Genomic DNA, 22,645 nt, shown 5'->3' with positions numbered 1-22,645 from the left:
GCTTTACTACTCTACGTTGTCGGTGGCCTCGGGCATCAGGTTCCAATGCAGCTTGCGGCGCAGGGTGGAGAAGAAGCTGTAGCCTTCGGGATGCACGAAGCGGATGGTATAGGGGGCGCGCTGCACGACGATGCGGTCGCCCGGCTGCAGGTCGGACCACGTCTGCATGTCGAAATGCACGCTGGCGCCGACTTCCACGCGGCCCATTGCGGTCAGCGTCATGTTCAACACACCGGTGTCGGGGATGACGATGGGGCGGTTGGACAGCGTTTGCGGCGCTACCGGCACCAGCACCATGGCGTTCATGCCGGGATGCAGGATGGGGCCGTTGGCCGACAGCGCGTACGCGGTGGAGCCGGTCGGGGTGGCGATGATCAGGCCGTCGGCGCGCTGCGTGTACATGAAGGAGCCGTCCAGTTCGACCCGGACTTCGATCATGCCGCCGCGCCCGGCGCGGTTCAGCACCACGTCGTTTAGGGCGGATGCGGAGTACATCTTCTGGTCGCCGCGCCACACGCTGCCTTCAAGCAGCATGCGTTCTTCGATCTGGAAGCTGCCTTCGAGGACGCGCGCCAGCGCGCCATGCGCGTCCTGCAAGGCGATGTCGGTGATGAAACCCAGGCGTCCGTGGTTGATGCCGACCAGCGGCATGCCGTAGGGAGCCAGGTGGCGGCTTGCGCCGAGCACGGTGCCGTCGCCGCCCATGACCACGGCGAGCGATGCGGTCTTGCCGATTTCCTCGAGCGTGGCGACGGGGTATTCGGTCAGTCCGGTATTGCGCGCCGTGTCCGCGTCGATGAGCACCTGCCGGCCCGCCTGCGTCAGCGCGTGGGCCAGTGCTCTCAGCGGTGTGTCCAGGCCGGTGTCCTGGTATCTGCCGATCAGGGCTACGGTAGGAAAATGCATGGCTGCTTGCGAATGAAAAGGCGAAACCGGAAAGCCGAAACCTGCCCGGGATGGACGGTTTAGCCGATTATATGGGGCCGCATATGGGCTTGCGGGACAAAAATCGCCTCAACTGAAAAAGATTCCCTAAAATACTTGTTATGGATGACCGCGCACGCGCACTACTGAAAGCGTTGATCGAACGCTATATCGCCGATGGGCAGCCAGTCGGCTCGCGGACGCTATCGAAAGTATTCGACTTGTCCCCGGCCACGATCCGCAATGTTATGGCGGACCTCGAAGAACTGGGACTGATCCATAGCCCGCACACCTCCGCCGGCCGCATTCCCACGCCGCGGGGTTACCGCATGTTCGTCGATTCGCTGCTGGCGGTCCAATCCTACCAGCTGGAGCCCCACAACATGGGCGAAATGCTGGCGGCCGCCGAACCTACCCGGGCGGTCAACGCCGCGGCGGCATTGCTGTCCAACCTGACCCAATTCGCGGGCGTGGTGCTGACGCCCAAGCGTGCCCAGGTGTTTCGCCAGATCGAATTCATCCGTCTGTCCGACAAGCGCGTGCTGCTCATCATCGTCACCCCCGACGGCGACGTGCAGAACCGCATTCTTTTCGTGCAGCGCGACTATTCCGAAGCGGAACTGCTGGAAGCCGGCAATTTCTTCAACATGCACTTTGCCGGTAAATCCTTCAACGCCGTGCGGCAGACCCTGTCGACCGAACTGGCGCAACTGCGCGAAGACATCTCGCGCCTGATGCAGGCCGCGGTCGAGGCCAGCGCGGAAGCCGCCGAAGACGGCGATGCCATGGTCATTTCCGGCGAGCGCAAGCTGCTGGACGTAACCGACATCGCATCCGACATGGATCGGCTGCGCAAAATGTTCTCGCTGTTCGAGAAAAAGACCGATCTGCTACAGCTGCTGGACGTGTCCACCCGCGCCCAGGGCGTGCAGATCTACATCGGCGGCGATTCGCAGCTGGTGCCGATGGAAGAAGTGTCGGTCATCACCGCGCCTTATGGCGTGGACGGCAAGGTCGTGGGCACGCTGGGCGTCATCGGTCCCACGCGCATGGCCTACGAACGCGTCATTCCCATCGTGGATATCACGGCGCGCTTGCTGTCCAACGCCCTCAGCCACAACCAGTAGGTCCATCCGAAGCTACGTCCTCCTCGCGGAGGAAGGGGAGTGTTTGTGTTTCTTCGCCTGTTCAAGTACCTGTGGCCAGAGCGCTATCTGCCGGAACCCGAGCAGGAGGACCCCTTCAATGAAGACCCCGCGCCGCGTGGCGCCGCCAAGCTTGGCGTGCTGCTGGTGAACCTGGGCACTCCGGACACGCCGGACCGGAAAGACATACGCAGGTATCTGGGCGAGTTCCTGTCCGATCCGCGGGTGATCGAAATTCCGCGCTATCTGTGGAAGCCCATCCTGCATTGCCTGGTCCTGACGATGCGGCCCAAGAAGCTGGAGCCGCGCTATGCCGGCGTCTGGATGAAGGAAGGTTCGCCGCTGATGGTGTACAGCCGGCGCCAGGCCGACGGCGTGCGCGCCGCCCTGGCCGACGCCGGCATCGATGCCGTGGTCGAGCTCGGCATGCGCTACGGCAACCCTTCGATCCCCGACGCCATGTCGCGCCTGCGGCAGCAAGGCTGCGAGCGCATCCTGACCGTTCCGCTCTATCCGCAGTACGCCGCCAGCACCACCGCCACGGTGGTGGACGCGGTCACCCGCCATGCGGCCCGCCTGCGCGACCAGCCCGAACTGCGCTTCATCAAGCGCTTCCACGAAGAGCCTGCCTATCTGGACGCGCTGGCCGGCCGTATTGAACGTTACTGGCAGGATAACGGCAAGCCGCAGAAGCTGGTCATGAGCTTCCATGGGCTGCCGCGCTATTCGATCGAGCTGGGCGATCCTTACTACCGCGATTGCATGGAAACGGCGCGCCTGCTGTCCCAGCGCCTGTCGCTGCCGCGCGAGCAGATCGAGGTGACCTTCCAGAGCCGCTTCGGCACCGCCCGCTGGCTGGAGCCCTATACCGAACCCACCCTGAAGGCGCTGGCCGCAGCCGGGGTGACCGAGGTCGATGTGGTGTGTCCGGGTTTTGTGGCAGACTGTCTGGAAACCCTGGAAGAAATCAGCCTGGAGTGCCGCGACGCCTTCATCGGCGCCGGCGGCAAACAGTTCCGCTACATCCCGGCGATCAATGACGATCCGGCCTGGATCGCAGGGCTGGCCAGCCTGGTGGAACGCCACTTGCAGGGGTGGCCCGGGCAAATCACGGACTTGAAGGAGAAGGCGCATGCACCATGATCCCAAGACTGGAAAGGTCATCAAAAAGGGGCAGGTCAGCACCCCGGTGGACGAAGATCAGGTAGAGCACGAGCTGGACGAGGCGCTGGCCGAGACCTTTCCCGCCAGCGATCCCATTGCCATCAACCCCGAACCCGACGAGGACCGCGAGGTGGATCGGGCCCTGAAGGACAGTTTTCCCGCCAGCGATCCCGTGGCGCCCGCGCAGCCTCGCAAGAAGTAGCGCCGCTGCGGCGTCCGCCATTTGCCGGATGGCGACTGAAGGCGATGTATTTATGCTTGCAGTCTCGGATTTGACGGCATTTGGCAGAAGTTGGGCGGATTTTTCACGATTTCCGCCTGGCTGCGCTTCTACCTGCCGTCAGGGAATATTTGCTTTCCCGGGCTTGAAATAGGGGTATTGGCCCCCATTCATGTCTGCGAAAGCCATACTTTTTGGAGGATTCCCCATGACGGCACCCAACGAGCCTGTAGATCAGACGCCCGAAGTCGGCCAGAACGCCGATGCGGCTTCCGCCGCCGAGGGCGCCGCGCAGGCCGAGCTGAACGAGTTGCGCGCCCAGCTGGACGCCGCCCAGGCTACCGTCAATGAGCAGCACGACCAGCTTTTGCGCCTGCGGGCCGAAGCCGAGAACGTGCGCCGCCGCGCCCAGGAAGATGTTTCCAAGGCGCGCAAGTTCGGCATCGAGTCGTTTGCCGAAAGCCTGGTCCCGGTCAAGGACAGCCTGGAAGCCGCGCTGGCCCAGCCCGAACAAACCCTTGAGACCCTGAGCGAAGGCGTCCAGGTGACGCTCAAGCAGCTGACCGCTGCCTTCGAGCGCAACCTGCTGAAGGAAATCGCGCCGGCGCAGGGCGACAAGTTCGACCCGCACCTGCATCAGGCCATTTCGTCCATCCCTGCGGAACAGCCCGCCAATACGGTGGTGCAGCTGCTGCAGAAGGGTTACGCCATCGCGGACCGGACCTTGCGCCCGGCGCTGGTGGTGGTGTCCGCCGGCCAGGGCTGAGCAGGCCGCGCGCCATGACGGACCCCCGCTTCGATCCCGCCCAGGTATTCCAGGTGTTCGGCATGCGGCATGTCGACACTGCGGGCTTCGACGCGGACGTGGTCCAGGCGCCGGGGACGGATCTGCGTTGCGTGTTCCTGTGGGGCCAGGATTGCTACAACTGCAACCTGTTCAAGCAGGCCGCGCTGCTGCACCAGGAAACGCTGCTGGAACTGGGCCTGACCTGGTTCGAGGCCGACGTCTACGCAGACGAGGCGCTGGGAAGGCGGTTTTCGCTGCATGGCGTCCCCACTTTTGTGCTGTACCGGGCCGGCAAGCGGCTGGGCCGCATCACGGGCTGGCCCGGCCTGCCGCAGTTCACCGCGGCCATTCGCCGTTTGCAGGAAAGCGCTGCAGAAAATTCCGGCCAGGTGTCTTGAAAAACCCTGCGGGTAGCCCCAGTTATGTGGGGACAAGAAGTTTCTCCCTATTTTCATAGATTCAGATTCAATCAAGGTAACCGACCATGAGCAAGATTATTGGCATTGACCTGGGCACGACCAACAGCTGCGTGGCTGTCATGGACGGCGGGCAGGTCAAAATCATTGAAAACGCGGAAGGCGCTCGCACCACTCCGTCCATCGTCGCCTACATGGACGATGGCGAAACCCTGGTCGGCGCGCCGGCCAAGCGCCAGGCTGTGACCAACCCGCGCAACACCCTGTACGCGGTGAAGCGCCTGATCGGCCGCAAGTTCGAAGAGAAGGCGGTGCAGAAGGACATCAACCTGATGCCCTATGCCATCGTCAAGGCCGACAACGGCGACGCCTGGGTGGAAGTGCGCGGCAAGAAGATGGCGCCTCCCCAAGTGTCGGCCGACGTGCTGCGCAAGATGAAGAAGACCGCCGAGGACTACCTGGGCGAAGAAGTGACCGAGGCCGTCATCACCGTGCCCGCCTACTTCAACGACAGCCAGCGCCAGGCCACCAAGGACGCCGGCCGCATCGCCGGCCTGGAAGTCAAGCGCATCATCAACGAACCGACCGCTGCCGCGCTGGCTTTCGGCCTGGACAAGACCGAAAAGGGCGACCGCAAGATCGCCGTCTATGACCTGGGCGGCGGCACGTTCGACGTGTCCATCATCGAAATCGCCGACGTGGACGGCGAAAAGCAGTTCGAAGTGCTGTCGACCAACGGCGACACCTTCCTGGGCGGCGAAGACTTCGACCAGCGCATCATCGACTACATCATTGCCGAGTTCAAGAAGGAACAAGGCGTTGATCTGTCCAAGGACGTGCTGGCCCTGCAGCGCCTGAAGGAAGCGGCTGAAAAGGCCAAGATCGAACTGTCTTCGGCTCAACAGACCGAGATCAACCTGCCGTACATCACGGCCGACGCCTCGGGTCCGAAGCACTTGAACCTGAAGATCACGCGCGCCAAGCTGGAAGCGCTGGTCGAAGAACTGATCGAACGCACGATCGAGCCCTGCCGCGTGGCCATCAAGGACGCCGGCGTGAAGGTTTCCGACATCGATGACGTGATCCTGGTCGGCGGCATGACCCGCATGCCCAAGGTCCAGGAAAAGGTGAAGGAATTCTTCGGCAAGGATCCGCGCAAGGACGTGAACCCCGACGAGGCCGTCGCCGCTGGCGCCGCGATCCAGGGTTCCGTGCTGTCGGGCGACCGCAAGGACGTGCTGCTGCTGGACGTCACCCCTCTGTCCCTGGGCATTGAAACCCTGGGCGGCGTGATGACCAAGATGATCCAGAAGAACACGACCATCCCGACCCGTTTCTCGCAGACCTTCTCGACCGCTGACGACAACCAGCCGGCCGTGACGATCAAGGTGTTCCAGGGCGAGCGCGAAATTGCCGCGGGCAACAAGGCCCTGGGCGAGTTCAATCTCGAAGGGATCCCGCCGTCGCCGCGCGGCATGCCGCAGATCGAAGTCACGTTCGACATCGACGCCAACGGCATCCTGCACGTGTCGGCCAAGGACAAGGGTACCGGCAAGGAAAACAAGATCACCATCAAGGCCAACTCGGGTCTGTCGGAAGACGAGATCCAGCGCATGGTCAAGGATGCCGAGGCCAACGCCGAGGAAGATCACCGCGTCGCCGAACTGGCCCAGTCGCGTAACCAGGCCGATGCGCTGGTGCATGCCACCCGCAAGTCCCTGACCGAGTATGGCGACAAGCTCGAGGCTTCCGAAAAGGAAGGCATCGAAGCCGCCATCAAGGAACTGGAAGACACGCTGAAGGACGGCGACAAGGCCGCGATCGACGCCAAGGTGGAAGCCCTGTCGACGGTTTCGCAGAAGCTGGGCGAGAAGATGTACGCCGACATGCAGGCGCAGCAAGCCGCCGGCCAGCAGCAAGCGGCCGACAACGCGAAGCCGGTGGACGACAATGTTGTCGACGCCGACTTCAAGGAAGTCAAGCGCGACCAATAATGGCCGGGCGCTGACCTGCCTCTGCCGCCCGGTAGCCGGAGAAATCCGCCTACCGGGCGTACTCATTCTGTAGCACTGAAAAGAAGGCTCGTTTTCGAGCCCACGGATCATGGCAAAACGTGACTATTACGACGTCCTGGGCGTAGCGAAGAACGCCTCGGACGACGACCTCAAGAAGGCCTATCGAAAGCTGGCCATGAAATACCATCCGGACCGCAATCCGGACAGCAAAGAAGCCGAAGAGAAGTTCAAGGAAGCCAAGGAAGCCTACGAGGTCCTGGGCGATGAGCAAAAGCGCGCCGCATACGACCGCTACGGTCATGCGGGCGTGGATCCCAACTCCGCCGGCATGGGCGGTGGCATGGGCGGCGGTTTCGCCGACGCATTCGGCGACATCTTTGGCGAAATCTTTGGCGGTGGCGGCGGTGGCCGCCGTGGCGGCGGCCCGCAGGTCTATCGCGGCGCTGACCTGAAGTACGCGCTGGAAATCACACTGGAGCAGGCCGCGGCCGGCTTCGACACAGAAATCCGCGTGCCCAGCTGGGAGAACTGCGACACCTGCCACGGTTCCGGCGCCAAGGCCGGCACTTCGCCCAAGACCTGCCGCACCTGCGGCGGCTCGGGCGCCGTGCGCATGCAGCAGGGCTTTTTCAGCGTGCAGCAGACTTGCCCGACCTGCCATGGCAACGGTAAGGAAATCACCGATCCCTGCCCCGCCTGCGACGGCGTGGGCCGTATCCGCCGCAACAAGACGCTGCAGGTCAAGATTCCTGCCGGCATCGATGACGGCATGCGCATCCGCTCCAGCGGCAACGGCGAGCCGGGCATCAACGGCGGTCCTCCGGGAGATCTGTATGTGGAAATCCACATCAAGCAGCACAAGATCTTCCAGCGCGATGGCGATGACCTGCACTGCGAGCTGACGATCCCGTTCACCTCGGCGGCGCTGGGCGGTGAACTGCAGGTGCCAACGCTGGGCGGCAAGGCCGAGATCTCGATCCCCGAAGGCACGCAGTCGGGCAAGACCTTCCGTCTGCGCGGCAAGGGCATCCGCGGCGTGCGCGGAAGCTACCCGGGCGACCTGTATTGCCACGTGGTGGTGGAAACGCCGGTACGCCTGAGCGAGGATCAGAAGAATATCCTGCGCCAGTTCGAGGCTTCGCTGAATGACGGCGGCGATCGCCATTCGCCGCAAAGCAAGTCCTGGACCGATCGGGTGAAGGAATTCTTCAGTTGATCTGCCCGAAGCAAACAAAAAGCCGCGACCCGGGGTCGCGGCTTTTTTTTGCCGGTGCGAAGCATAGCGAACGCGCACGTGAAAAGACCGCGGCTTGCGCCGCGGTCCCGTGCTGCTACTGCTACTGCAAGTACTGCAACTGCTGTATCAACTTCAACTTCTGCTGCTACTTCAACTTCTACTGCTTACTTCTACTGCTACTTCTACCGCTGCTGTCGCCGGAAAAAACCGGCCTCAAACCATGATGCCGTTCGAGGCCGGCCGGGCCACAGCAAGCAGCTCACCGGGTGATCGGCGGGTACTCGAGTTCGCCGAACGTGTATTGGCCGCTGGCCTTGGCTTGAGCCAGTTCCTGCTGGACATCAGCGCGGGTCTTGGCGCTGGCCGGGGCGGACACAGCCGCGGGGTATTCCAGCTCGCCAAAGGTGTATTGACCGCTGATCTTGGCTTGTTGCAGCTGCGCCTGCACTTCCTGCGAGCTCAGGCTGGTGGTCTGGGGCAGGGCGGGCGGATATTCCAGTTCACCGAAGGTGTACTGGCCGCTGGCCTTGGCTTGCTGCAGTTCGGTTGCGACCTGGGCGCTGCTCTTGGCTTGTTCAACGCCGGCAGCTTGGGCACCGACGCCAACCAGGGCTAGGGACAGGAGCAGGGTGGTGGTTAGGGTTTTCATGGTAGACCTCCAATTCGTCTTAGTTGGGGACCGAATCCGGCGGCCCTCCGTCGTGGTTCGTTGTTGTTCCCGATGACTGAATTGTGCGCGTTGTCCCACCTGGGATAAACCCGTATTTCCTGAAAACATCTTTCCAAATAGCCGAGTAATCTAATCCACTATTCTTATTTCATCCATTTTTGGCATAGTCGAGCTTAAATTCTGGGACTTTTTCCAAGTACAGAAGCGCTGGAAGGCAAAAAAAAGGCCCCGCCATGGCGGGGCCTTTGTCGGTTACAAGAGGATCAGGGGGCTGTCTTTTTCTTGAAATCGCCAGCCACTGCCGTGCTGAAGCCGTCGGCGCGCAGGTACTTGCGCAAGGCGGTATTGACCGAGGCAGCGGTCAGCGCGGAGATCTTCTTGTCCATCTCTGCTGACCAGGCAAACGTGCGGCCGCGCTGCATGTAGTCCAGCCAGGTGCTGGCCAGAACGTCGTCCTGCGCGCGGGCCAGGTTGCGGTAGTTCAGCAGGGCGGTGATGCCGTCCGAGATTTCCTTGTCGGAGAAGCCGTCCTTCAGCACGCGAGCCAGTTCTTCGCCGACAGCCTTCTCAAGCCGTTCGCGGTTCTGCGGAGCGTAGATGGCATACATGGTCCAGCTGGCTGACGGTTCGTACGAAGACACCGACAGCGAGCTGCGTACGTTATACGACAGCCCGTCGGTCTCGCGCACGCGGTTCCACAGACGCGAAGTTTCCGAGGCGCCGAACAGGTAGTTGGCCAGGTACAGCGCGGCGTAGTCCGGGTCTGTGTCCTGCAGCTTCAGCGGCATGCGCGAGATATAGAACGCATTGGCCTTGTCGGGCGTGTCGATGTCGAACTGCTTGGCGGGAATGTCACGGTAGGGATTGGGCACGCGGGTGTAGGCGGGAGCCTTCTTCCAGCCAGCCAGTCCCTTCGTGAGCGCCTGCTCCACTGCCGCGGGTTCGAAATCGCCCACTGCCGAATACTCGATATTGCCCGCGCCGTAGAACTTGGAATGGAACTTGACCAGCGTGTCACGGTTCAATGCGCGCACGCCGGCAAGCGATTCCTCGAAGGTCGGAACGTAGCGCAGGTCGTTCGCGGGCCACGGGTTGTCCTGGCGGGCCAGCGCGCGTCCGGCCAGCGCCGAGGGTTCGGTCATGGCGTTCTGGATCGAGGTTTCGAGTTGGCGCTGGTATTCCTCGAGCTGTTCCTTGGGGAAATTGGCGTTGCGGACGATGTCCAGCGCCAGGGCGGTGAGTTCCGGCAGGTTTTCGCCCTTGGTCGACATGGCGATCTTCAGCGTCGTGCCGCCGCCGCTAAAGCCGAGTTCCGCCTGCAGTTTGTCCAGGCGGTCCTGGATGTCCTGGCGCGACAGCTTGGCGGTGCCGCGAATCAGCAAGTCCGCCACGGCGCTGGAGTTCACGCGTTGGCCGAGCAGGTCCTTTTCGTTGCCGAACTGGATGAGCATCTGGGCCTGTACGCGGTTGCCGCGCGTGGCCTTGGGCAGGAGCGCCAGCTGGACCGGCCCATTGGGCAGATCCAGCTTCTTGCGTTGTGTCAGCTTGTCGATGTTTTCAGGCGTGGGATCGAAGGCCGAGGCGGCCTTGAAGTCCGGATCACCCTTGTAGTCCTTGAAGACGGCGGTCAGGTCCACTCGCTGCTCTTGCGGTGCGCGCACGGGCTTTTCGGTGGGGATGTAGCGGCCTTCGACGCTGTTGCTGCGGACGAAATAAGTGGTCGCGGCGCGCTGCACTTCGGCCAGCGTTGCCTTGCGGGCGCGATCGCGCTGCAGGAAGAACAGACGCCAGTCACCGGCGGCGATGGCCTCCGACAGTGCCACCCCCACTTGCTCAGGATCGCTGTAGGTCTGTTCCCAGGCCGTCAGCCATTTGCTGCGGGCGCGATCCAGTTCCTGTTGCGTGAACGGCTTTTTGTCCAGCGTTTCCAGCGTGCCGGTCAGCGCCTTCATGGCCGCGTCCAGGCTCTTGCCGGGGGTGAGTTGGGCGGCGAACATCGCCAGGCCCGGATCGAGGTTTTCCATGGTGAAGCCAAACACGCCGGAGGCCAGCTTGGTCGGGACCAGGGCGTGATAGAGACGGCCCGAAGGCGTGTCGGCGAGGATGGTGGCGGCCAGATCCAGCGGCACGAACTCGGCGCTGCCAGCGGCCGGGATATGGTACATAGCCGCGACCAGCGGCGTGCCGCCCGTGCGGCGCAAGGTCACGGAGCGTTCGCCGTCCTGGGCGGGTTCGACGGTGTATTCAGGTGGGAGCTTGCGGTCGGGCTTGGGTAGCTTGCCCAGCGTTTCCTCGATATCGGCCAGCGTCGCCTGCGGATCGAACTTGCCCGCCACGATCAGCACCGCGTTATCCGGCTGGTAGTACTCGTGATAGAAGGCGCGCAACTGGCCGATGTCCACGTTCTCGACGTCGGAACGCGCGCCGATGGTGTTCTTGCCGTAGCTGTGCCACTGGAATGCCGCGGCCTGCATCTTCTGCATCAGGATGCGGAAAGGACTGTTTTCTCCGCTTTCCATTTCGTTGCGGACCACGGTCATTTCCGAATCCAGGTCTTCCTTGGCGATCAAGGAATTGACCATGGCGTCGGCCTGCCAGCCCAGGTACCACTTGAGCGTTTCGGGGTTGGCGGCAAAGCTGGCGAAGTAATTGGTGCGGTCGCTGGAGGTCGAGCCGTTGGCCTGCAGGCCGCGGCGCGAGAACTCGCCCATGGCGTTGCGGGTGGTCGAGGTGCCCTTGAAGAGCATGTGCTCCAGCAGGTGCGCCATGCCCGTCTGGCCGTAGTTCTCGTTGCGCGAGCCCACCAGATAGGTCATGTTGACGGTGGTGGACGGCTTGGATTCGTCTGGAACCAGCAGCACTCTCAGGCCATTGGCGAGGCGGTATTCGGTGATGCCTTCAATCGAGGCGGCCTCCGAGACGCCCGCCGGCAGGCTGGCGGCGCCGGCCTGAAAGGCCAGGAAGGAGGAAAACAGCAGCACGCTCAGCGGGCGCGGCAGCTTCGACAGGGACAAGCGCATGGCAGACAATTCCTTTGGCATGGCAGAATCCGTTGGAGTGTATACGTTGGCAATGGTTCAGGGGCCGCGGGGCGGCCTTTTCCGCGGGGCGGCCTTTTCCGCGGGGCGGGCTTCTCGGCCACCGGCGGCCTGGCATCACAAGGCAAGGAAGTCCGTTATGTCTCTATCCCTGGAAATCGAAACACCGCGCCTGGTCCTGCGACAGTGGCGCGCCGCCGATCGTGAACCTTTCGCGGCGCTGAACCAGGATTCCCGCGTGACCGAGTATCTGCTGCCGCTGAGCGCGCCGGAGAGCGACGCGCTCGCCGACAGGCTGGCCGCCGGCATCGACGAGCACGGCTGGGGCTTCTGGGCCGTGGAGGCGCCGGGTGTGGCGCCGTTCATCGGCTTTGTCGGCATCAAGCCGTTGACGCCCGTCTTGCCATTCGCGCCGGGCGTGGAGATCGGCTGGCGCCTGGCACAACGGTATTGGGGCAAGGGCTACGCCAGCGAAGGGGCCCAAGCGGCCCTGCGCGCCGGATTCGAGCAGGTGGGGCTGGAAGAGATCGTGGCGTTCACGGCCACCGGCAACCTGCGCTCGCGCGCCGTCATGGACCGCCTGGGCATGAAGGCGGATCCGCAGGAATTCGACCATCCCGCGGTACCGCAAGGTCATCCGCTGCGGCGGCATGTGTTGTACCGGATCGGGCGCGCTGACTGGCGCGCGCAAGAAAACGGTGACGCAGAGCCAGGCGCCATGCCGGTTGCCGCAGCATAAGAGGGCGCGAGCGCCGTCGATGCGGGATGTTGCGCTGCAATATCACGAAATACCGGGCTGATTTGAGGTCGATGGGCCCGCGGGTGTAAGCTTTTCAGGACGCAGTACCAGTTGCAGACGGGATGCGCGACAGCCCGCCCACAGGTTTCCCGTCCAACGCCAGACGCCGCCTCTCGCGCGGCGCCGGTGCTTGTCGTTCGCGCCTTCGCCGCCGGCATCCTGCCGGCGCATTTACCGGAGGAACGACCCATGCTGACCGAGATCGTCACGCGTGCCTTGTCCCAATTGACCGGCAGCCCCATGAGCGGCGACGGGATCAAAGGACAGTTTCAGTACGCCTATGCCAGTGATGACGGCCAATTCGTGGCCATACTGACCCATGACATGACCACCTATGTGGTGGACCTGAGCACACAACGATATTTCGCGGAGTGCGGCGGCTCGCCCAGGGGCTTTGCCGGACACGTGCTGGAAATGGAAGGCGCGGCGGCGCGCAGCCATCCCTGGCCCGCCGCCAATGACCTGTTCGACCTGGACATGGATGCGGACGAGCTTGCATGGCGCAATTGCCCCGGCCTGCGCCGCGAGCCGTCCATCGACCGATCTGCGGAGAGCCGCGCCGCCTGAGAGTGGCCAGAAGCGGCAACACCCCACTGAACCGGCGGCTTCGCCGGTTTTTTTTGTCCGGATCGGCCGCCGGCCCGAGGCCCGCAAGGCCCTGCGGCTCGCTACAATTTGCGCCATGACTACGCACGCCGAAACCCGCGCGCCGGATGGCGCAACCCTGGTCGATTGTTCGCATGCCCGCCATGCCGACCAGATACTGGCCATTTTCAACGACGCCATCGCCACGTCCACCGCGCTGTACGACTACAAGCCGCGGCCGCGCGAGGCGATGCAGGGCTGGTTCCAGGCCAAGCAGCAGGGCGGATTTCCGGTGGTGGGATACGAGAACGAAGCCGGCGAGCTCATGGCTTTTGCCAGCTATGGCACATTCCGCGCCTGGCCTGCGTACAAGTACTCGGTGGAGCATTCCGTGTACGTGGACGGGCGCTTTCGCGGGCGGGGATTGGGCGAGGCGCTGATGCGCGAGCTGATCCAGCGGGCGCGGGCCAATCAGGTGCATGTGCTGATCGGCGGCATCGACGCCGCCAATCAGGGCAGCATCCGGCTGCATGAGAAACTGGGCTTCACGCATGCGGGCACCATACGCGAGGCGGGCTTCAAGTTCGGACGCTGGCTGGATCTGGCGTTCTATCAACTGACGCTGGATACGCCGGAAAAGCCCGTGGATGGCTGAGCGCCAGTCCCGTCTGCTTCTACTTCGATAGCACGCGCATGGCCTGTTCCAGGCCGGCGACCGTTACGGGGTACATGCGGCCCTGCATGATGTCGCGCATCAGTGCAATGGACTGACGGTATTGCCACGATGCCGTGGGTTCGGGATTGAGCCAGACCGATTTGGGCCAGGCGTCCAGCAACCGGCGCATCCATTCAGCGCCGGGCTCCTTGTTGTAGTGCTCGACCGAGCCGCCCGGCTGCAGGATTTCGTAGGGACTCATGGTGGCGTCGCCAACGATGATCAGGCGCCAGTCCGGGTTGTACTTGCGCAGGACGTCCCAGGTGTCGAAACGCTCGCTCTGGCGTCTGCGATTGCTTTGCCACAGGCTTTCGTAGGGGCAGTTATGGAAGTAATAGACTTCCAGGTTGCGGAATTCGCTGCGCGCCGCCGAGAACAGTTCCTCGACACGCCCGATGTGGTCGTCCATGCTGCCGCCTACGTCCAGCAGCATCAGCACCTTCACGGTATTGTGGCGTTCCGGGACCATGCGCAGATCCAGGTGGCCGGCATTGCGCGCGGTGCTGGCGATGGTGTCGTCCAGATCCAGTTCCATTTCCGCGCCTTGCCGCGCGAAGCGCCGCAAGCGGCGCAGGGCAACCTTGAAGTTGCGCGTGCCCAGTTCGACCTGGTCGTCGTAGTCCTTGAACTGGCGCATGTCCCAGACCTTGACCGCGCTGCGGTTGCCGGCGGAATCGCCGCCCACGCGTATGCCTTCGGGGTGATAGCCTCCATTGCCGAAGGGCGAAGTGCCGCCGGTGCCGATCCATTTGCTGCCGCCGGCGTGGCGTTCCTTTTGCTCTTCGAGGCGCTCCTTGAAGAGTTCCATCAGCTTGTCCCAGCCGTGCTTTTCAATCGCGGCTTTTTCTTCCGGGGTCAGGCTTTTCTCAAATTGCTTGATGAGCCAGTCCAGCGGGATTTCCTTGCCCGCCGGCAGCGCGGCCGCGATGCCCTTGTAGTAGGCGCCGAAAGCCTTGTCATAGCGGTCGTAGAGCGCCTCGTCCTTGACCAGCGTGGCGCGCGCCAGGAAATAGAACTCGTCCAGCGTGGGCGCCATGAGGTCCTGGCGCAACGCGTCCACCAGGGTCAGGTATTCCTTGACCGAGACGGGGAGCTTGTGCGCCCGGAGGTGGTAGAAGAAATCGATCAGCATATGCGGGCCGTCGGTGCAAGGAGGCGGCTCAGCGGCGCTGGCCGCCGCGCGTCATGGCCGCCAGGCGTTCCAGGAGGTGCACGTCCTGCTCGTTCTTGAGCAGCGCGCCCGCCATCAGCGGCACGGCCGTGGCGGTGTGCGCGTCGATTTCCGCTGCGGTCGAGCCTTCGGCCAGCAGCAGGCGCAGCCAGTCCAGCAGCTCGGAGGTGGACGGTTTTTTCTTGAGGCCAGGCGCGTCGCGCAGCGCGAAGAACGTGTCCAGCGCGGCGCGCAGCACGTCCTGCTTCAGGTGCGGATAGTGCACCGCCACGATATCGCGCATGGTTTCGCGGTCGGGGAAGCGGATGTAATGGAAGAAGCAGCGGCGCAGGAAGGCGTCGGGCAGGTCCTTTTCGTTGTTGGACGTGATGATGACCAGCGGACGATGGCGCGCCGAGATGGTCTCGCGCGTTTCATATACGTGGAACTCCATGCGGTCCAGTTCGCGCAGCAGGTCGTTGGGGAACTCGATGTCGGCCTTGTCGATCTCGTCGATCAGCAGCACGACCGGTTCCGGCGACTGGAAGGCCTGCCACAGCGTGCCCTGCACGATGTAGTTCCGGATATCACGGACTTTTTCGTCGCCCAATTGCGAGTCGCGCAGGCGCGACACCGCGTCGTATTCGTACAGACCCTGATGGGCCTTGGTGGTGGATTTGATGTGCCATTGCAGCAGCGGACGCCCCAGCGCCCGCGCCACCTCTTCGGCCAGCATGGTCTTGCCGGTGCCGGGCTCGCCCTTGATCAGGAGCGGGCGCTGCAAGGTAAGGGCGGCATTGACGGCGAGTTTCAGGTCATCGGTGGCGACATAGTTGTCGGTCCCGTCGAAGCGGTCTGGCGAGGCGGAGGTAGCGGACTGGGCTGCGGACATGGTCTGATGGCTTCTGAGATTTGACGGTAATCAATACCATCGTAAGGTATTAATCCTGAGCAATTATCGTACAATCAGGCGGTTTTGCTTTGGGTTCGACCCGCAACGTGTTTGCCGAGGGCCTTTTCGTGTGAGCAGGCCCTAGTCCTTAGCCATACCAAGAAGAGCCATTCCAATGAAGTTGCGAACCTCTCTGAAGTACACGGTATCCGTGTTGGCCACGATGGCATCCTGTGCGATCGCCGGCCAGGCTGTTGCTGCAGACGCAGCAGTGGTCGGTAATGTCCAGAACGCCCGTGACAAGGTTTCCATGTGCATCGGTTGCCACGGCATCGAAGGCTACAAGGCAACATTTCCTGAGCTCTACCACGTGCCGATGATTGCTGGGCAGAACGCCAAGTACATCGAAACCGCCCTCAACGAGTACAAGAAAGGCGCGCGCAGCCATCCCACGATGGACGCCATCGCCGGCAGCCTGTCCGACCAGGACATCGCCGACCTGGCCGCGTACTACTCGAATCTCAAGTAAGGGGGCAAACACATGAATCGCTACATGCTTGCCCTTGCGGGCGCGACCCTGGCCATGACGGGCGTTGCCGCCCAGGCGCAGGACCTGGCGGCCGGCAAGGCCGTTTTCGACAAGTTCAACTGTGCATCCTGCCACGGCGCGGACGCCAAGACGGCGGTGGATCCGGCCTATCCGACCCTCGCCGGTCAGCACGCGGATTACCTGGTGCACGCCCTGAAGGCCTACAAGCGCGGCGCCTCCGGCAGCGCGGCCACGGCCAATGTGCGCAAGAACCCCATCATGGGCGCCTTCGCGACGCAACTGTCCGACCAGGACATCTCCAACGTGGCTGCCTGGCTGGCCGCCCAGCCGAGCGACCTGGGCGTGCGTAAATAGGCAACGCAGGCTCGTCCTTCCGCAAAACAAGAAAGCCCTCGATTCGAGGGCTTTTCTCTTTTGGGCAGGCGGGGCGTTTCAGCGGCTGGCGCGCTGGCGGATCAGATCGATATAGGTATCGCTGTCCAGCGGGGTGCCCAGGCGTTGCGCTTCCCAGACTACCTGGCCCAGGCATTCCATGATTTCATGCGCGGCCTGGTGGGCGTCGCTGCGGGCCACCAGTTGCTGGTAGGCCTGACGGATCCCGGGCGGATGGTCGATGGACAGCTGCTCGGCGATGGCCAGGTGCATGGACAGGTGCAGAAAGGGATTGGTACGGCCCTTTTCCACGGAGTATTCGGCCGTCATCGCCTCGGGGTTTTCCAGGTCGCCGTGGTACTCGGGATGTTCGATGATCCAGTCCAGAGCGATGGCCTCGAGCGGGGTCAGCACTTCGGAGGCGCGGTGCTTGCGCCAGGTTTCGATAAAGAATTCGCGGACTTGGTCGCGGGAGGGATTGAACATCTGAGGGGGGCGGAAAGCGGGCTGGTGATGCATTATTTTACCGCCGTGCGCGGACGGTCAGGCTCGCCAGCCGCTTTGCGATATAGAATTGGTTGCTATCGGCCATCCAGTGCGCGGTTCCCGAGGGCGATCATCCCCGCCGGAACGGGCACTTCCCGATGCCGGCGCGTGCAGAAAAACCACTCGGAGCAAATGGAGCATTCATGTCCTACCAACATATCAAGGTTCCCGCTGGCGGCCAGAAGATCACGGTCAATGCTGATTTCTCGCTGAATGTGCCCGATCAGCCCATCGTCCCCTTCATCGAAGGCGACGGCACGGGCGCCGACATCACGCCGGTGATGATCAAGGTCGTCGACGCGGCGGTGCAGAAGGCCTACGGCGGCAAGCGCAAGATCCACTGGATGGAAGTCTATGCCGGCGAGAAGGCCACCAAGGTCTACGGCCCGGACGTGTGGCTTCCCGACGAGACCCTGGATGTGGTCAAGGATTACGTGGTGTCCATCAAGGGCCCGCTGACCACGCCGGTGGGCGGCGGCATCCGTTCGCTGAACGTGGCGTTGCGCCAGCAGCTGGACCTGTACGTCTGCCTGCGCCCGGTGGCGTATTTCAAGGGCGTGCCTTCGCCGGTCCGCGAGCCGGAAAAGACCAATATGGTGATCTTCCGCGAGAACTCGGAAGACATCTACGCCGGCATCGAATACATGGCCGAAAGCGAGCAGGCCAAGGAACTGATCCAGTTCCTGCAGACCAAGCTCGGCGTGAAGAAGATCCGCTTCCCGAACACCTCGTCCATCGGCATCAAGCCGGTGTCGCGCGAAGGCACCGAGCGCCTGGTGCGCAAGGCGGCGCAGTACGTCATCGACAATGACCGCACGTCGCTGACGTTGGTGCACAAGGGCAACATCATGAAGTTCACGGAAGGCGGCTTCCGCGACTGGGGCTACGCGCTGCTGCAGAAGGAATTCGGCGCCACGCTGATCGACGGCGGCCCGTGGTGCAAGTTCAAGAATCCGAAGACCGGCCGGGAAGTCATCGTCAAGGACGTTATCGCCGACGCGTTCCTGCAACAGATCCTGCTGCGCCCGGCCGAGTATGACGTAATCGCCACGTTGAACCTGAACGGCGACTACATCTCCGACGCGCTGGCAGCGCAGGTGGGCGGCATCGGCATAGCTCCGGGCGCGAATCTGTCCGATTCTGTCGCCATGTTCGAAGCTACCCACGGCACGGCCCCAAAATACGCGGGCAAGGACTACGTGAACCCCGGTTCGGAAATCTTGTCGGCCGAAATGATGCTGCGCCACATGGGCTGGACCGAAGCGGCCGACCTGATCATTTCCAGCATGGAAAAATCCATCCTGTCCAAGAAGGTCACGTACGACTTTGCCCGCTTGCTCGAAGGCGCGACGCAGGTGTCGTGCTCGGGCTTCGGCCAGGTGATGATCGATAATATGTAAGCAGCACTGGCGGGTAGCTTTTCCGCGTTTCCCCAGACCCGCCCGCCGTCATGGCGGGCGGGTTTTGTCTAACTAATCAAACGGCATGATGCATGCCGCGTTTTTCCCAGGTTGATTGTTGTGCCCCGAATGTACGTTCTCTTGGCCACGTGGCTGGTGTTATTGGTTCCCGCACTGGCCTTGACCAGTCCAGTAGGGGGGCCGGCCATTGTCTATCTGTCCGGCTTGATTGCGCTGACGGCGCTGGCGGCCAATGCGATCAAGCACTACGAACCCATGAATTTCCGGGCCCTCTGGCCCGTGGGCCTGGTATTGCTGCTGCCGCTGCTCTGCCTGGCCCTCACGTCCATGGTGCGAGGCGTATGGAGCAATTCCGAGCTGGAGAAGCTGCTGCGGTTCGCGCTGGCGGTGCCGGTGCTCTGGCTGCTGTTGAGAGCGCCGCAACAGTGGCTCAAGCAGATCCAATGGAGCATTCTGGCCGGTGCGCTGGCGGGGTCGGGAATACTGATCGTCGCCATGACGTACTGGGGGCGAGGTTCGGTGGTCGATATCGGCGGGCGCTACAACGCCGTTGCCTTTGCGAACATGACCCTGCTGTTCGGTTCGATGTCGCTGTTGTCGATCGGTTGGGGCGCCTTGTCGCGCTGGCCGCGCGCGGAAACCGCGCTCAAGATCCTGGCCTTTGCCTTGAGCGTATGGGCGACCTGGCTGTCGCTGACGCGTAGCAGCTGGATGCTGCTTCCTATCCTGGCAGTGGTGTTTCTGCTGGGGCTGCGTGGTTGGAGCACCCGTCACAAAGGATATTGTGCATTGGCGGTCAGCGTGGTGCTGATCGTCAGCGCGGTCGGAATATGGAATTTCAGTAGCCGCATGCAGTCGGTCGCGACCGAGTTGCAGGGGTTCTCCACATCGGCTGACCGGGATACCTCGTTCGGCATCCGTCTGCAGCTGTGGCACGCGTCGCTCCTCATGTTCCAGAAAAGCCCCGTCGTAGGGGTGGGGCCGAGCAATTTCCGCAACGAACTGCTTGAGCTGCAGAAGCAGGGCGTGGTGTCCAAGGAGGTGGTCGAAGGCTACGGCGAACCTCACAACGACCTGCTTGCCGCGTTGTCTGGATACGGCCTGCTGGGCTTGCTGAGCATACTCGCGCTATATCTGGTACCCGCTTTCGTGTTTCTGCGCCGGCTGGCCAGCGACGATCGCGTCATACGCATCGGCGCGCAGATGGGGTTGCTGTTCTGCCTGGGGTATTGCGCCTTCAGCCTGACTGAAATGATGTTCCGCAACATGCGCAGCGTTCCCACCTATTCCTTGATCGTGGTGGCGCTGATTGCATTGACCACGCCGCGCTCCGCGGATGCGCGACGGCAGGCATCTTAGGATGACGTGAAGAAACCCGCGGCTTGAAATCGCCACCCCTCGAGAAACGCAAGGCAAGCGCGCCTTGCGTTTTTTTTATGCCTCTTGCGATAGATCAAGCTGCTCTCGCAGACCTGGTGAAAACCCTGGTGCCGTCCCTTATTCTGACGAAACGTATACATAAATAGTCACATTCGGCCGTGATTGGTTTCATGACGAATGGTCAGAGATAAGAGGGACTATGAAAAATTCCAGCTTGCGCAGAGAGCTGCTGTGGTTTGTGTTCGCGGTTGGCGCCGCAGTGCTGGCCCTGGGCGCATGGGGCAGCTGGGAACGCCGTGCCGAGATGGTGGCCGAGCGCAAGACCGAGCTGCGCCATGTTCTGGACCTGGCGGCGGGCATCGTGCGTAACGGCAAGCAGAGCGTGCGCGAGGGGATGGCCGTGGACGAGGCCAAGCGCAATGTGGCGCGGCGGCTGGCGCAATTGCGCTACGGTGAGGACGGTTACGTCGGCGCCTTCAGCGATGGCTATGAGTTGCTTGTGCATCCCGATGCCAAACTGGTTGGCACCAACGTGCGGGCCATCAAGGACAGCGAGGGGCAAGCGATTTTCGAGGATCTGTATGCCCAGGGCAAGGCGGGCGGGGGCTATACGCACTATCTCTTTCCACGGCCGGGAACGGAGCGGGCGCTGCCCAAGATCAGCTACGCCGCTTACGACCCCGAATGGGGCTGGCTGATGTTCTCGGGTCTTTACGTGGACGACGTCGATCAGGCTTTCTACAGTTCTTTGTGGCGGCAGGGCGGCATGACGCTGGGCCTTCTGGTTCTGCTGCTGGCGGCGGCGCTGCGCTTCTTCCGCACCCACGTCCTGAGGCCGCTGGACGAGGCGGTGGCGGTATGCGAACGCGTGGCGGACGGCGATCTGTCGGGCGACGTGCCTCGCAATCAGCGGGGCGAGATTGGCCGATTGTTCGATGCCATGGCGCGGATGCAGGGACGCCTGGATGCCGCGGTGCGCAGCATCGTGCATTCCACGGCATCCATTGCCGCGGCGTCGCGCCAGATCGCGGCGGGCAGCATGGACCTATCGGACCGCACCGAAAAGCAGGCCGCCGCGCTGGAGCAGACGGCCGCCAGCGTCGAGGAAATTACCGCGACCGCCAAGCAAAGCGCGGAGCACGTCCGCGAGGTCAGCTCGCTGGCCGGCCAGGCGGCGCAACTGGCACGGCAAGGCAGCGATGAAACCCAGCACGCGATAGATGCCATGCGCGAGATTTCGCAGAGCTCGCAGCGTATTGACGAAATCATCCGGCTGATCGACGAGATCGCATTCCAGACCAACATCCTGGCGCTGAATGCCGCCGTGGAAGCTGCGCGAGCGGGTGAACAGGGCCGGGGCTTCGCGGTGGTGGCGGGAGAGGTCCGCGCGCTGGCTCAGCGTTCGGCTACCGCAGCCAAGGAAATCAAGACATTGATCGAAGCGTCGGCGGACTCGGTGGCTCGGGGCAGCCAGCGTGTCGAGCAGGCCAGCGCAACCATGGGCAACGTGCTGGAATCGGCCGCCACCAGCGCACCGCTGATGGGTGAGATTGCCACGGCGTCGGCCGAGCAGAGCGTCGGCATCGAGCAGATCAACCAGGCCGTGACGCATCTGGACGGCGTGACGCAACAGAACGCCGCGTTGGTCGAAGAGTTCGCGGCGTCAGCCGCCGCCCTGAGCGACCAGGCGGGCGAACTGGCGAGCGCGGTGTCCGTCTTCAAGCTGTCTGCAGCCGGCTAGGCGAGCCCTGCACCACGCTCATGGCCCGCTGCAGGCGTTGCCCCAGCTCGCGGCTGGCGCTGGTCATGGGCATGCGCAGTTCGTCGGCGACAAGCCCCTGCATGGCGAGCGCCCGTTTGATCGGCGCGGGATTGGGTTCGGCGTAAAGCAGGCGGATCAAGCCGCGCAGCGGCTCGAACAGTGCGCGCGCGGCTTCCAGATGGCCGTCGCGGGCCAGTTGCATCACTTCGATATAGCGCTCGGGATAGAGGTGCGCGGCGGCCGGAATGGCCCCGCGGCCCCCCGCCGCGAAGTGGTCCAGCAGAGCCAGGTCCTCGCCGCAAAGCGGAGCCAAGGTGCCGCGCGCATTCAGCGCCGCCAATACGGAAGGATTGCATTCCTTCACAGCGCAGAAGTTGGGCAGGGCAGCCAGTGTCTCCATGGTTTCGACGGTCATCGTCACGCCGGTGCGCTTGGGGATGTTGTAGAGGATGATGGGCCGCTCGGTGGCCCAGGCGATCTGCCGGTAGTGCCACAGAATGCCTGCCTGGGACGGTCCGAGATAGTAGGGGGGCGGCACCAGGTAGCCGGCCGGCTGGTATTTGTCCAGGCGCCGGATCGCGGCGGCCACGCCGCGCGTATCGACGCCGCCCGCGCCAAACACCAGGGGCAGCGCGTGCGGGTCGCTGGAAATGGCTTCGATCATGTCGATCTTTTCTGGCATGCTTAGCAGGCTGCCCTCGCCAGTTGACCCGAACAACACCAGGCCGGCGATGCCCGCGTTGCGGTAATAGCGGGCCAGCGCCTGCGCGGCCTCCAGGTCCACATAGCCGCCGCGCATCGGGGTGATCATGGGCAGCCAGATGCCCTCGAATGCAGTCTTTCGTGGCGTGTCCATG

22 protein-coding genes are annotated in these 22,645 nt (G+C 63.1%); 15 read left to right on the top strand and 7 right to left on the bottom strand.

Features of this window, described 5'->3' with window-relative positions; genetic code table 11:
* Positions 1–6: 6 nt before the first annotated feature.
* Complete coding sequence (locus CEY08_RS04145; protein ID WP_042796589.1) at positions 7–906, bottom strand: NAD kinase; 900 nt, start codon at positions 904–906, stop codon at positions 7–9.
* A 140-nt stretch (positions 907–1,046) separates the two neighbouring features.
* Between CEY08_RS04145 and hrcA the strand changes: the two genes are divergently transcribed.
* The 7 genes from hrcA to dnaJ all read left to right on the top strand — a co-directional run bounded on the left by hrcA (position 1,047) and on the right by dnaJ (position 7,887).
* Entirely contained in the window at positions 1,047–2,051 is a 1,005-nt protein-coding gene (gene hrcA, locus CEY08_RS04140; RefSeq protein WP_042796590.1) for a heat-inducible transcriptional repressor HrcA, read from the top strand.
* Between the two features lie 45 nt (positions 2,052–2,096).
* A complete protein-coding gene (gene hemH / locus CEY08_RS04135; RefSeq protein ID WP_076817984.1) occupies positions 2,097–3,212 on the top strand; it encodes a ferrochelatase in 1,116 nt (371 codons plus the stop codon).
* The gene (locus CEY08_RS04130; protein WP_076816064.1) at positions 3,202–3,435 is read left to right on the top strand and encodes a hypothetical protein; all 234 of its coding nucleotides are present in this window, start codon (positions 3,202–3,204) and stop codon (positions 3,433–3,435) included. Before hemH ends, CEY08_RS04130 begins: the two co-directional genes overlap by 11 nt.
* A 226-nt stretch (positions 3,436–3,661) precedes the next feature.
* Positions 3,662–4,219: a nucleotide exchange factor GrpE gene (gene grpE, locus CEY08_RS04125; RefSeq protein ID WP_076816062.1), complete on the top strand. Its 558-nt coding sequence runs from the start codon at positions 3,662–3,664 to the stop codon at positions 4,217–4,219.
* 14 nt (positions 4,220–4,233) lie between these two features.
* On the top strand, positions 4,234–4,638 hold the full coding sequence (locus CEY08_RS04120) for a thioredoxin family protein (RefSeq protein WP_042796593.1): 405 nt from the start codon (positions 4,234–4,236) through the stop codon (positions 4,636–4,638).
* Positions 4,639–4,724: 86 nt separating this feature from the next.
* Entirely contained in the window at positions 4,725–6,650 is a 1,926-nt protein-coding gene (gene dnaK, locus CEY08_RS04115; RefSeq protein WP_054450039.1) for a molecular chaperone DnaK, read from the top strand.
* 109 nt (positions 6,651–6,759) lie between these two features.
* The gene (dnaJ, locus tag CEY08_RS04110) at positions 6,760–7,887 is read left to right on the top strand and encodes a molecular chaperone DnaJ (protein ID WP_042796595.1); all 1,128 of its coding nucleotides are present in this window, start codon (positions 6,760–6,762) and stop codon (positions 7,885–7,887) included.
* A gap of 280 nt (positions 7,888–8,167) precedes the next feature.
* Here dnaJ and CEY08_RS04105 read toward each other — a convergent pair whose 3' ends face one another.
* The gene (locus CEY08_RS04105) at positions 8,168–8,557 is read right to left on the bottom strand and encodes a DUF4148 domain-containing protein (protein ID WP_063960039.1); all 390 of its coding nucleotides are present in this window, start codon (positions 8,555–8,557) and stop codon (positions 8,168–8,170) included.
* 284 nt (positions 8,558–8,841) lie between these two features.
* A complete protein-coding gene (locus CEY08_RS04100; RefSeq protein ID WP_076816060.1) occupies positions 8,842–11,598 on the bottom strand; it encodes a M16 family metallopeptidase in 2,757 nt (918 codons plus the stop codon).
* A 157-nt stretch (positions 11,599–11,755) separates the two neighbouring features.
* Here CEY08_RS04100 and CEY08_RS04095 point away from each other — a divergent pair, with 157 nt between their 5' ends.
* From CEY08_RS04095 to CEY08_RS04085, 3 genes are all read left to right on the top strand, one after another.
* Complete coding sequence (locus CEY08_RS04095; protein WP_076816058.1) at positions 11,756–12,355, top strand: GNAT family N-acetyltransferase; 600 nt, start codon at positions 11,756–11,758, stop codon at positions 12,353–12,355.
* 249 nt (positions 12,356–12,604) lie between these two features.
* The gene (locus CEY08_RS04090) at positions 12,605–12,982 is read left to right on the top strand and encodes a hypothetical protein (protein ID WP_042796598.1); all 378 of its coding nucleotides are present in this window, start codon (positions 12,605–12,607) and stop codon (positions 12,980–12,982) included.
* 115 nt (positions 12,983–13,097) lie between these two features.
* Positions 13,098–13,655 (top strand): GNAT family N-acetyltransferase, encoded by a 558-nt coding sequence (locus CEY08_RS04085; RefSeq protein WP_063642166.1) that lies wholly within the window; start codon positions 13,098–13,100, stop codon positions 13,653–13,655.
* Positions 13,656–13,674: 19 nt separating this feature from the next.
* Here CEY08_RS04085 and CEY08_RS04080 read toward each other — a convergent pair whose 3' ends face one another.
* Entirely contained in the window at positions 13,675–14,847 is a 1,173-nt protein-coding gene (locus tag CEY08_RS04080) for a vWA domain-containing protein (RefSeq protein WP_042796599.1), read from the bottom strand.
* Positions 14,848–14,875: 28 nt separating this feature from the next.
* Positions 14,876–15,757, bottom strand: coding sequence for an AAA family ATPase (locus CEY08_RS04075; protein WP_042796600.1), 882 nt, complete (start codon positions 15,755–15,757; stop codon positions 14,876–14,878).
* Between the two features lie 175 nt (positions 15,758–15,932).
* Between CEY08_RS04075 and CEY08_RS04070 the strand changes: the two genes are divergently transcribed.
* Together CEY08_RS04070 and CEY08_RS04065 are read left to right on the top strand one after the other, a co-directional pair.
* Positions 15,933–16,286: a c-type cytochrome gene (locus tag CEY08_RS04070; RefSeq protein ID WP_042796601.1), complete on the top strand. Its 354-nt coding sequence runs from the start codon at positions 15,933–15,935 to the stop codon at positions 16,284–16,286.
* A 12-nt stretch (positions 16,287–16,298) separates the two neighbouring features.
* Positions 16,299–16,661 (top strand): c-type cytochrome, encoded by a 363-nt coding sequence (locus CEY08_RS04065; RefSeq protein ID WP_042796602.1) that lies wholly within the window; start codon positions 16,299–16,301, stop codon positions 16,659–16,661.
* A 78-nt stretch (positions 16,662–16,739) separates the two neighbouring features.
* Here CEY08_RS04065 and CEY08_RS04060 read toward each other — a convergent pair whose 3' ends face one another.
* A complete protein-coding gene (locus tag CEY08_RS04060) occupies positions 16,740–17,165 on the bottom strand; it encodes a DUF1841 family protein (protein WP_042796603.1) in 426 nt (141 codons plus the stop codon).
* Between the two features lie 203 nt (positions 17,166–17,368).
* Here CEY08_RS04060 and icd point away from each other — a divergent pair, with 203 nt between their 5' ends.
* The 3 genes from icd to CEY08_RS04045 all read left to right on the top strand — a co-directional run bounded on the left by icd (position 17,369) and on the right by CEY08_RS04045 (position 21,767).
* On the top strand, positions 17,369–18,625 hold the full coding sequence (gene icd, locus CEY08_RS04055; RefSeq protein WP_042796604.1) for an NADP-dependent isocitrate dehydrogenase: 1,257 nt from the start codon (positions 17,369–17,371) through the stop codon (positions 18,623–18,625).
* Between the two features lie 120 nt (positions 18,626–18,745).
* On the top strand, positions 18,746–20,005 hold the full coding sequence (locus CEY08_RS04050; protein ID WP_408609553.1) for an O-antigen ligase family protein: 1,260 nt from the start codon (positions 18,746–18,748) through the stop codon (positions 20,003–20,005).
* Positions 20,006–20,225: 220 nt separating this feature from the next.
* A complete protein-coding gene (locus tag CEY08_RS04045; RefSeq protein WP_076816056.1) occupies positions 20,226–21,767 on the top strand; it encodes a methyl-accepting chemotaxis protein in 1,542 nt (513 codons plus the stop codon).
* On the opposite strand, the gene CEY08_RS04040 is transcribed toward CEY08_RS04045, so the two are convergent.
* Positions 21,745–22,644, bottom strand: coding sequence for a 4-hydroxy-tetrahydrodipicolinate synthase family protein (locus CEY08_RS04040; RefSeq protein WP_076816053.1), 900 nt, complete (start codon positions 22,642–22,644; stop codon positions 21,745–21,747). The genes CEY08_RS04045 and CEY08_RS04040 overlap by 23 nt on opposite strands.
* Position 22,645 lies beyond the last annotated feature (1 nt).

Origin of the sequence: Achromobacter insolitus, from assembly GCF_002209555.1 — a bacterium.
Classification (GTDB): Bacteria; Pseudomonadota; Gammaproteobacteria; order Burkholderiales; family Burkholderiaceae_B; genus Achromobacter; species Achromobacter insolitus.
Note: the sequence above shows the minus strand (reverse complement) of the source record. Positions and strands in the feature narration are given on the sequence as shown.

Bases quoted from the DNA above. Each gene is read 5' to 3' on its own strand.
- CEY08_RS04145 (WP_042796589.1), bottom strand. From the start codon at position 906: ATGCATTTTCCTACCGTAGCCCTGATCGGCAGATACCAGGACACCGGC.
- hrcA (WP_042796590.1), top strand. From the start codon at position 1,047: ATGGATGACCGCGCACGCGCACTACTGAAAGCGTTGATCGAACGCTAT.
- CEY08_RS04130 (WP_076816064.1), top strand. From the start codon at position 3,202: ATGCACCATGATCCCAAGACTGGAAAGGTCATCAAAAAGGGGCAGGTC.
- grpE (WP_076816062.1), top strand. From the start codon at position 3,662: ATGACGGCACCCAACGAGCCTGTAGATCAGACGCCCGAAGTCGGCCAG.
- CEY08_RS04120 (WP_042796593.1), top strand. From the start codon at position 4,234: ATGACGGACCCCCGCTTCGATCCCGCCCAGGTATTCCAGGTGTTCGGC.
- dnaK (WP_054450039.1), top strand. From the start codon at position 4,725: ATGAGCAAGATTATTGGCATTGACCTGGGCACGACCAACAGCTGCGTG.
- dnaJ (WP_042796595.1), top strand. From the start codon at position 6,760: ATGGCAAAACGTGACTATTACGACGTCCTGGGCGTAGCGAAGAACGCC.
- CEY08_RS04105 (WP_063960039.1), bottom strand. From the start codon at position 8,557: ATGAAAACCCTAACCACCACCCTGCTCCTGTCCCTAGCCCTGGTTGGC.
- CEY08_RS04100 (WP_076816060.1), bottom strand. From the start codon at position 11,598: ATGCGCTTGTCCCTGTCGAAGCTGCCGCGCCCGCTGAGCGTGCTGCTG.
- CEY08_RS04095 (WP_076816058.1), top strand. From the start codon at position 11,756: ATGTCTCTATCCCTGGAAATCGAAACACCGCGCCTGGTCCTGCGACAG.
- CEY08_RS04090 (WP_042796598.1), top strand. From the start codon at position 12,605: ATGCTGACCGAGATCGTCACGCGTGCCTTGTCCCAATTGACCGGCAGC.
- CEY08_RS04085 (WP_063642166.1), top strand. From the start codon at position 13,098: ATGACTACGCACGCCGAAACCCGCGCGCCGGATGGCGCAACCCTGGTC.
- CEY08_RS04080 (WP_042796599.1), bottom strand. From the start codon at position 14,847: ATGCTGATCGATTTCTTCTACCACCTCCGGGCGCACAAGCTCCCCGTC.
- CEY08_RS04075 (WP_042796600.1), bottom strand. From the start codon at position 15,757: ATGTCCGCAGCCCAGTCCGCTACCTCCGCCTCGCCAGACCGCTTCGAC.
- CEY08_RS04070 (WP_042796601.1), top strand. From the start codon at position 15,933: ATGAAGTTGCGAACCTCTCTGAAGTACACGGTATCCGTGTTGGCCACG.
- CEY08_RS04065 (WP_042796602.1), top strand. From the start codon at position 16,299: ATGAATCGCTACATGCTTGCCCTTGCGGGCGCGACCCTGGCCATGACG.
- CEY08_RS04060 (WP_042796603.1), bottom strand. From the start codon at position 17,165: ATGTTCAATCCCTCCCGCGACCAAGTCCGCGAATTCTTTATCGAAACC.
- icd (WP_042796604.1), top strand. From the start codon at position 17,369: ATGTCCTACCAACATATCAAGGTTCCCGCTGGCGGCCAGAAGATCACG.
- CEY08_RS04045 (WP_076816056.1), top strand. From the start codon at position 20,226: ATGAAAAATTCCAGCTTGCGCAGAGAGCTGCTGTGGTTTGTGTTCGCG.
- CEY08_RS04040 (WP_076816053.1), bottom strand. From the start codon at position 22,644: ATGGACACGCCACGAAAGACTGCATTCGAGGGCATCTGGCTGCCCATG.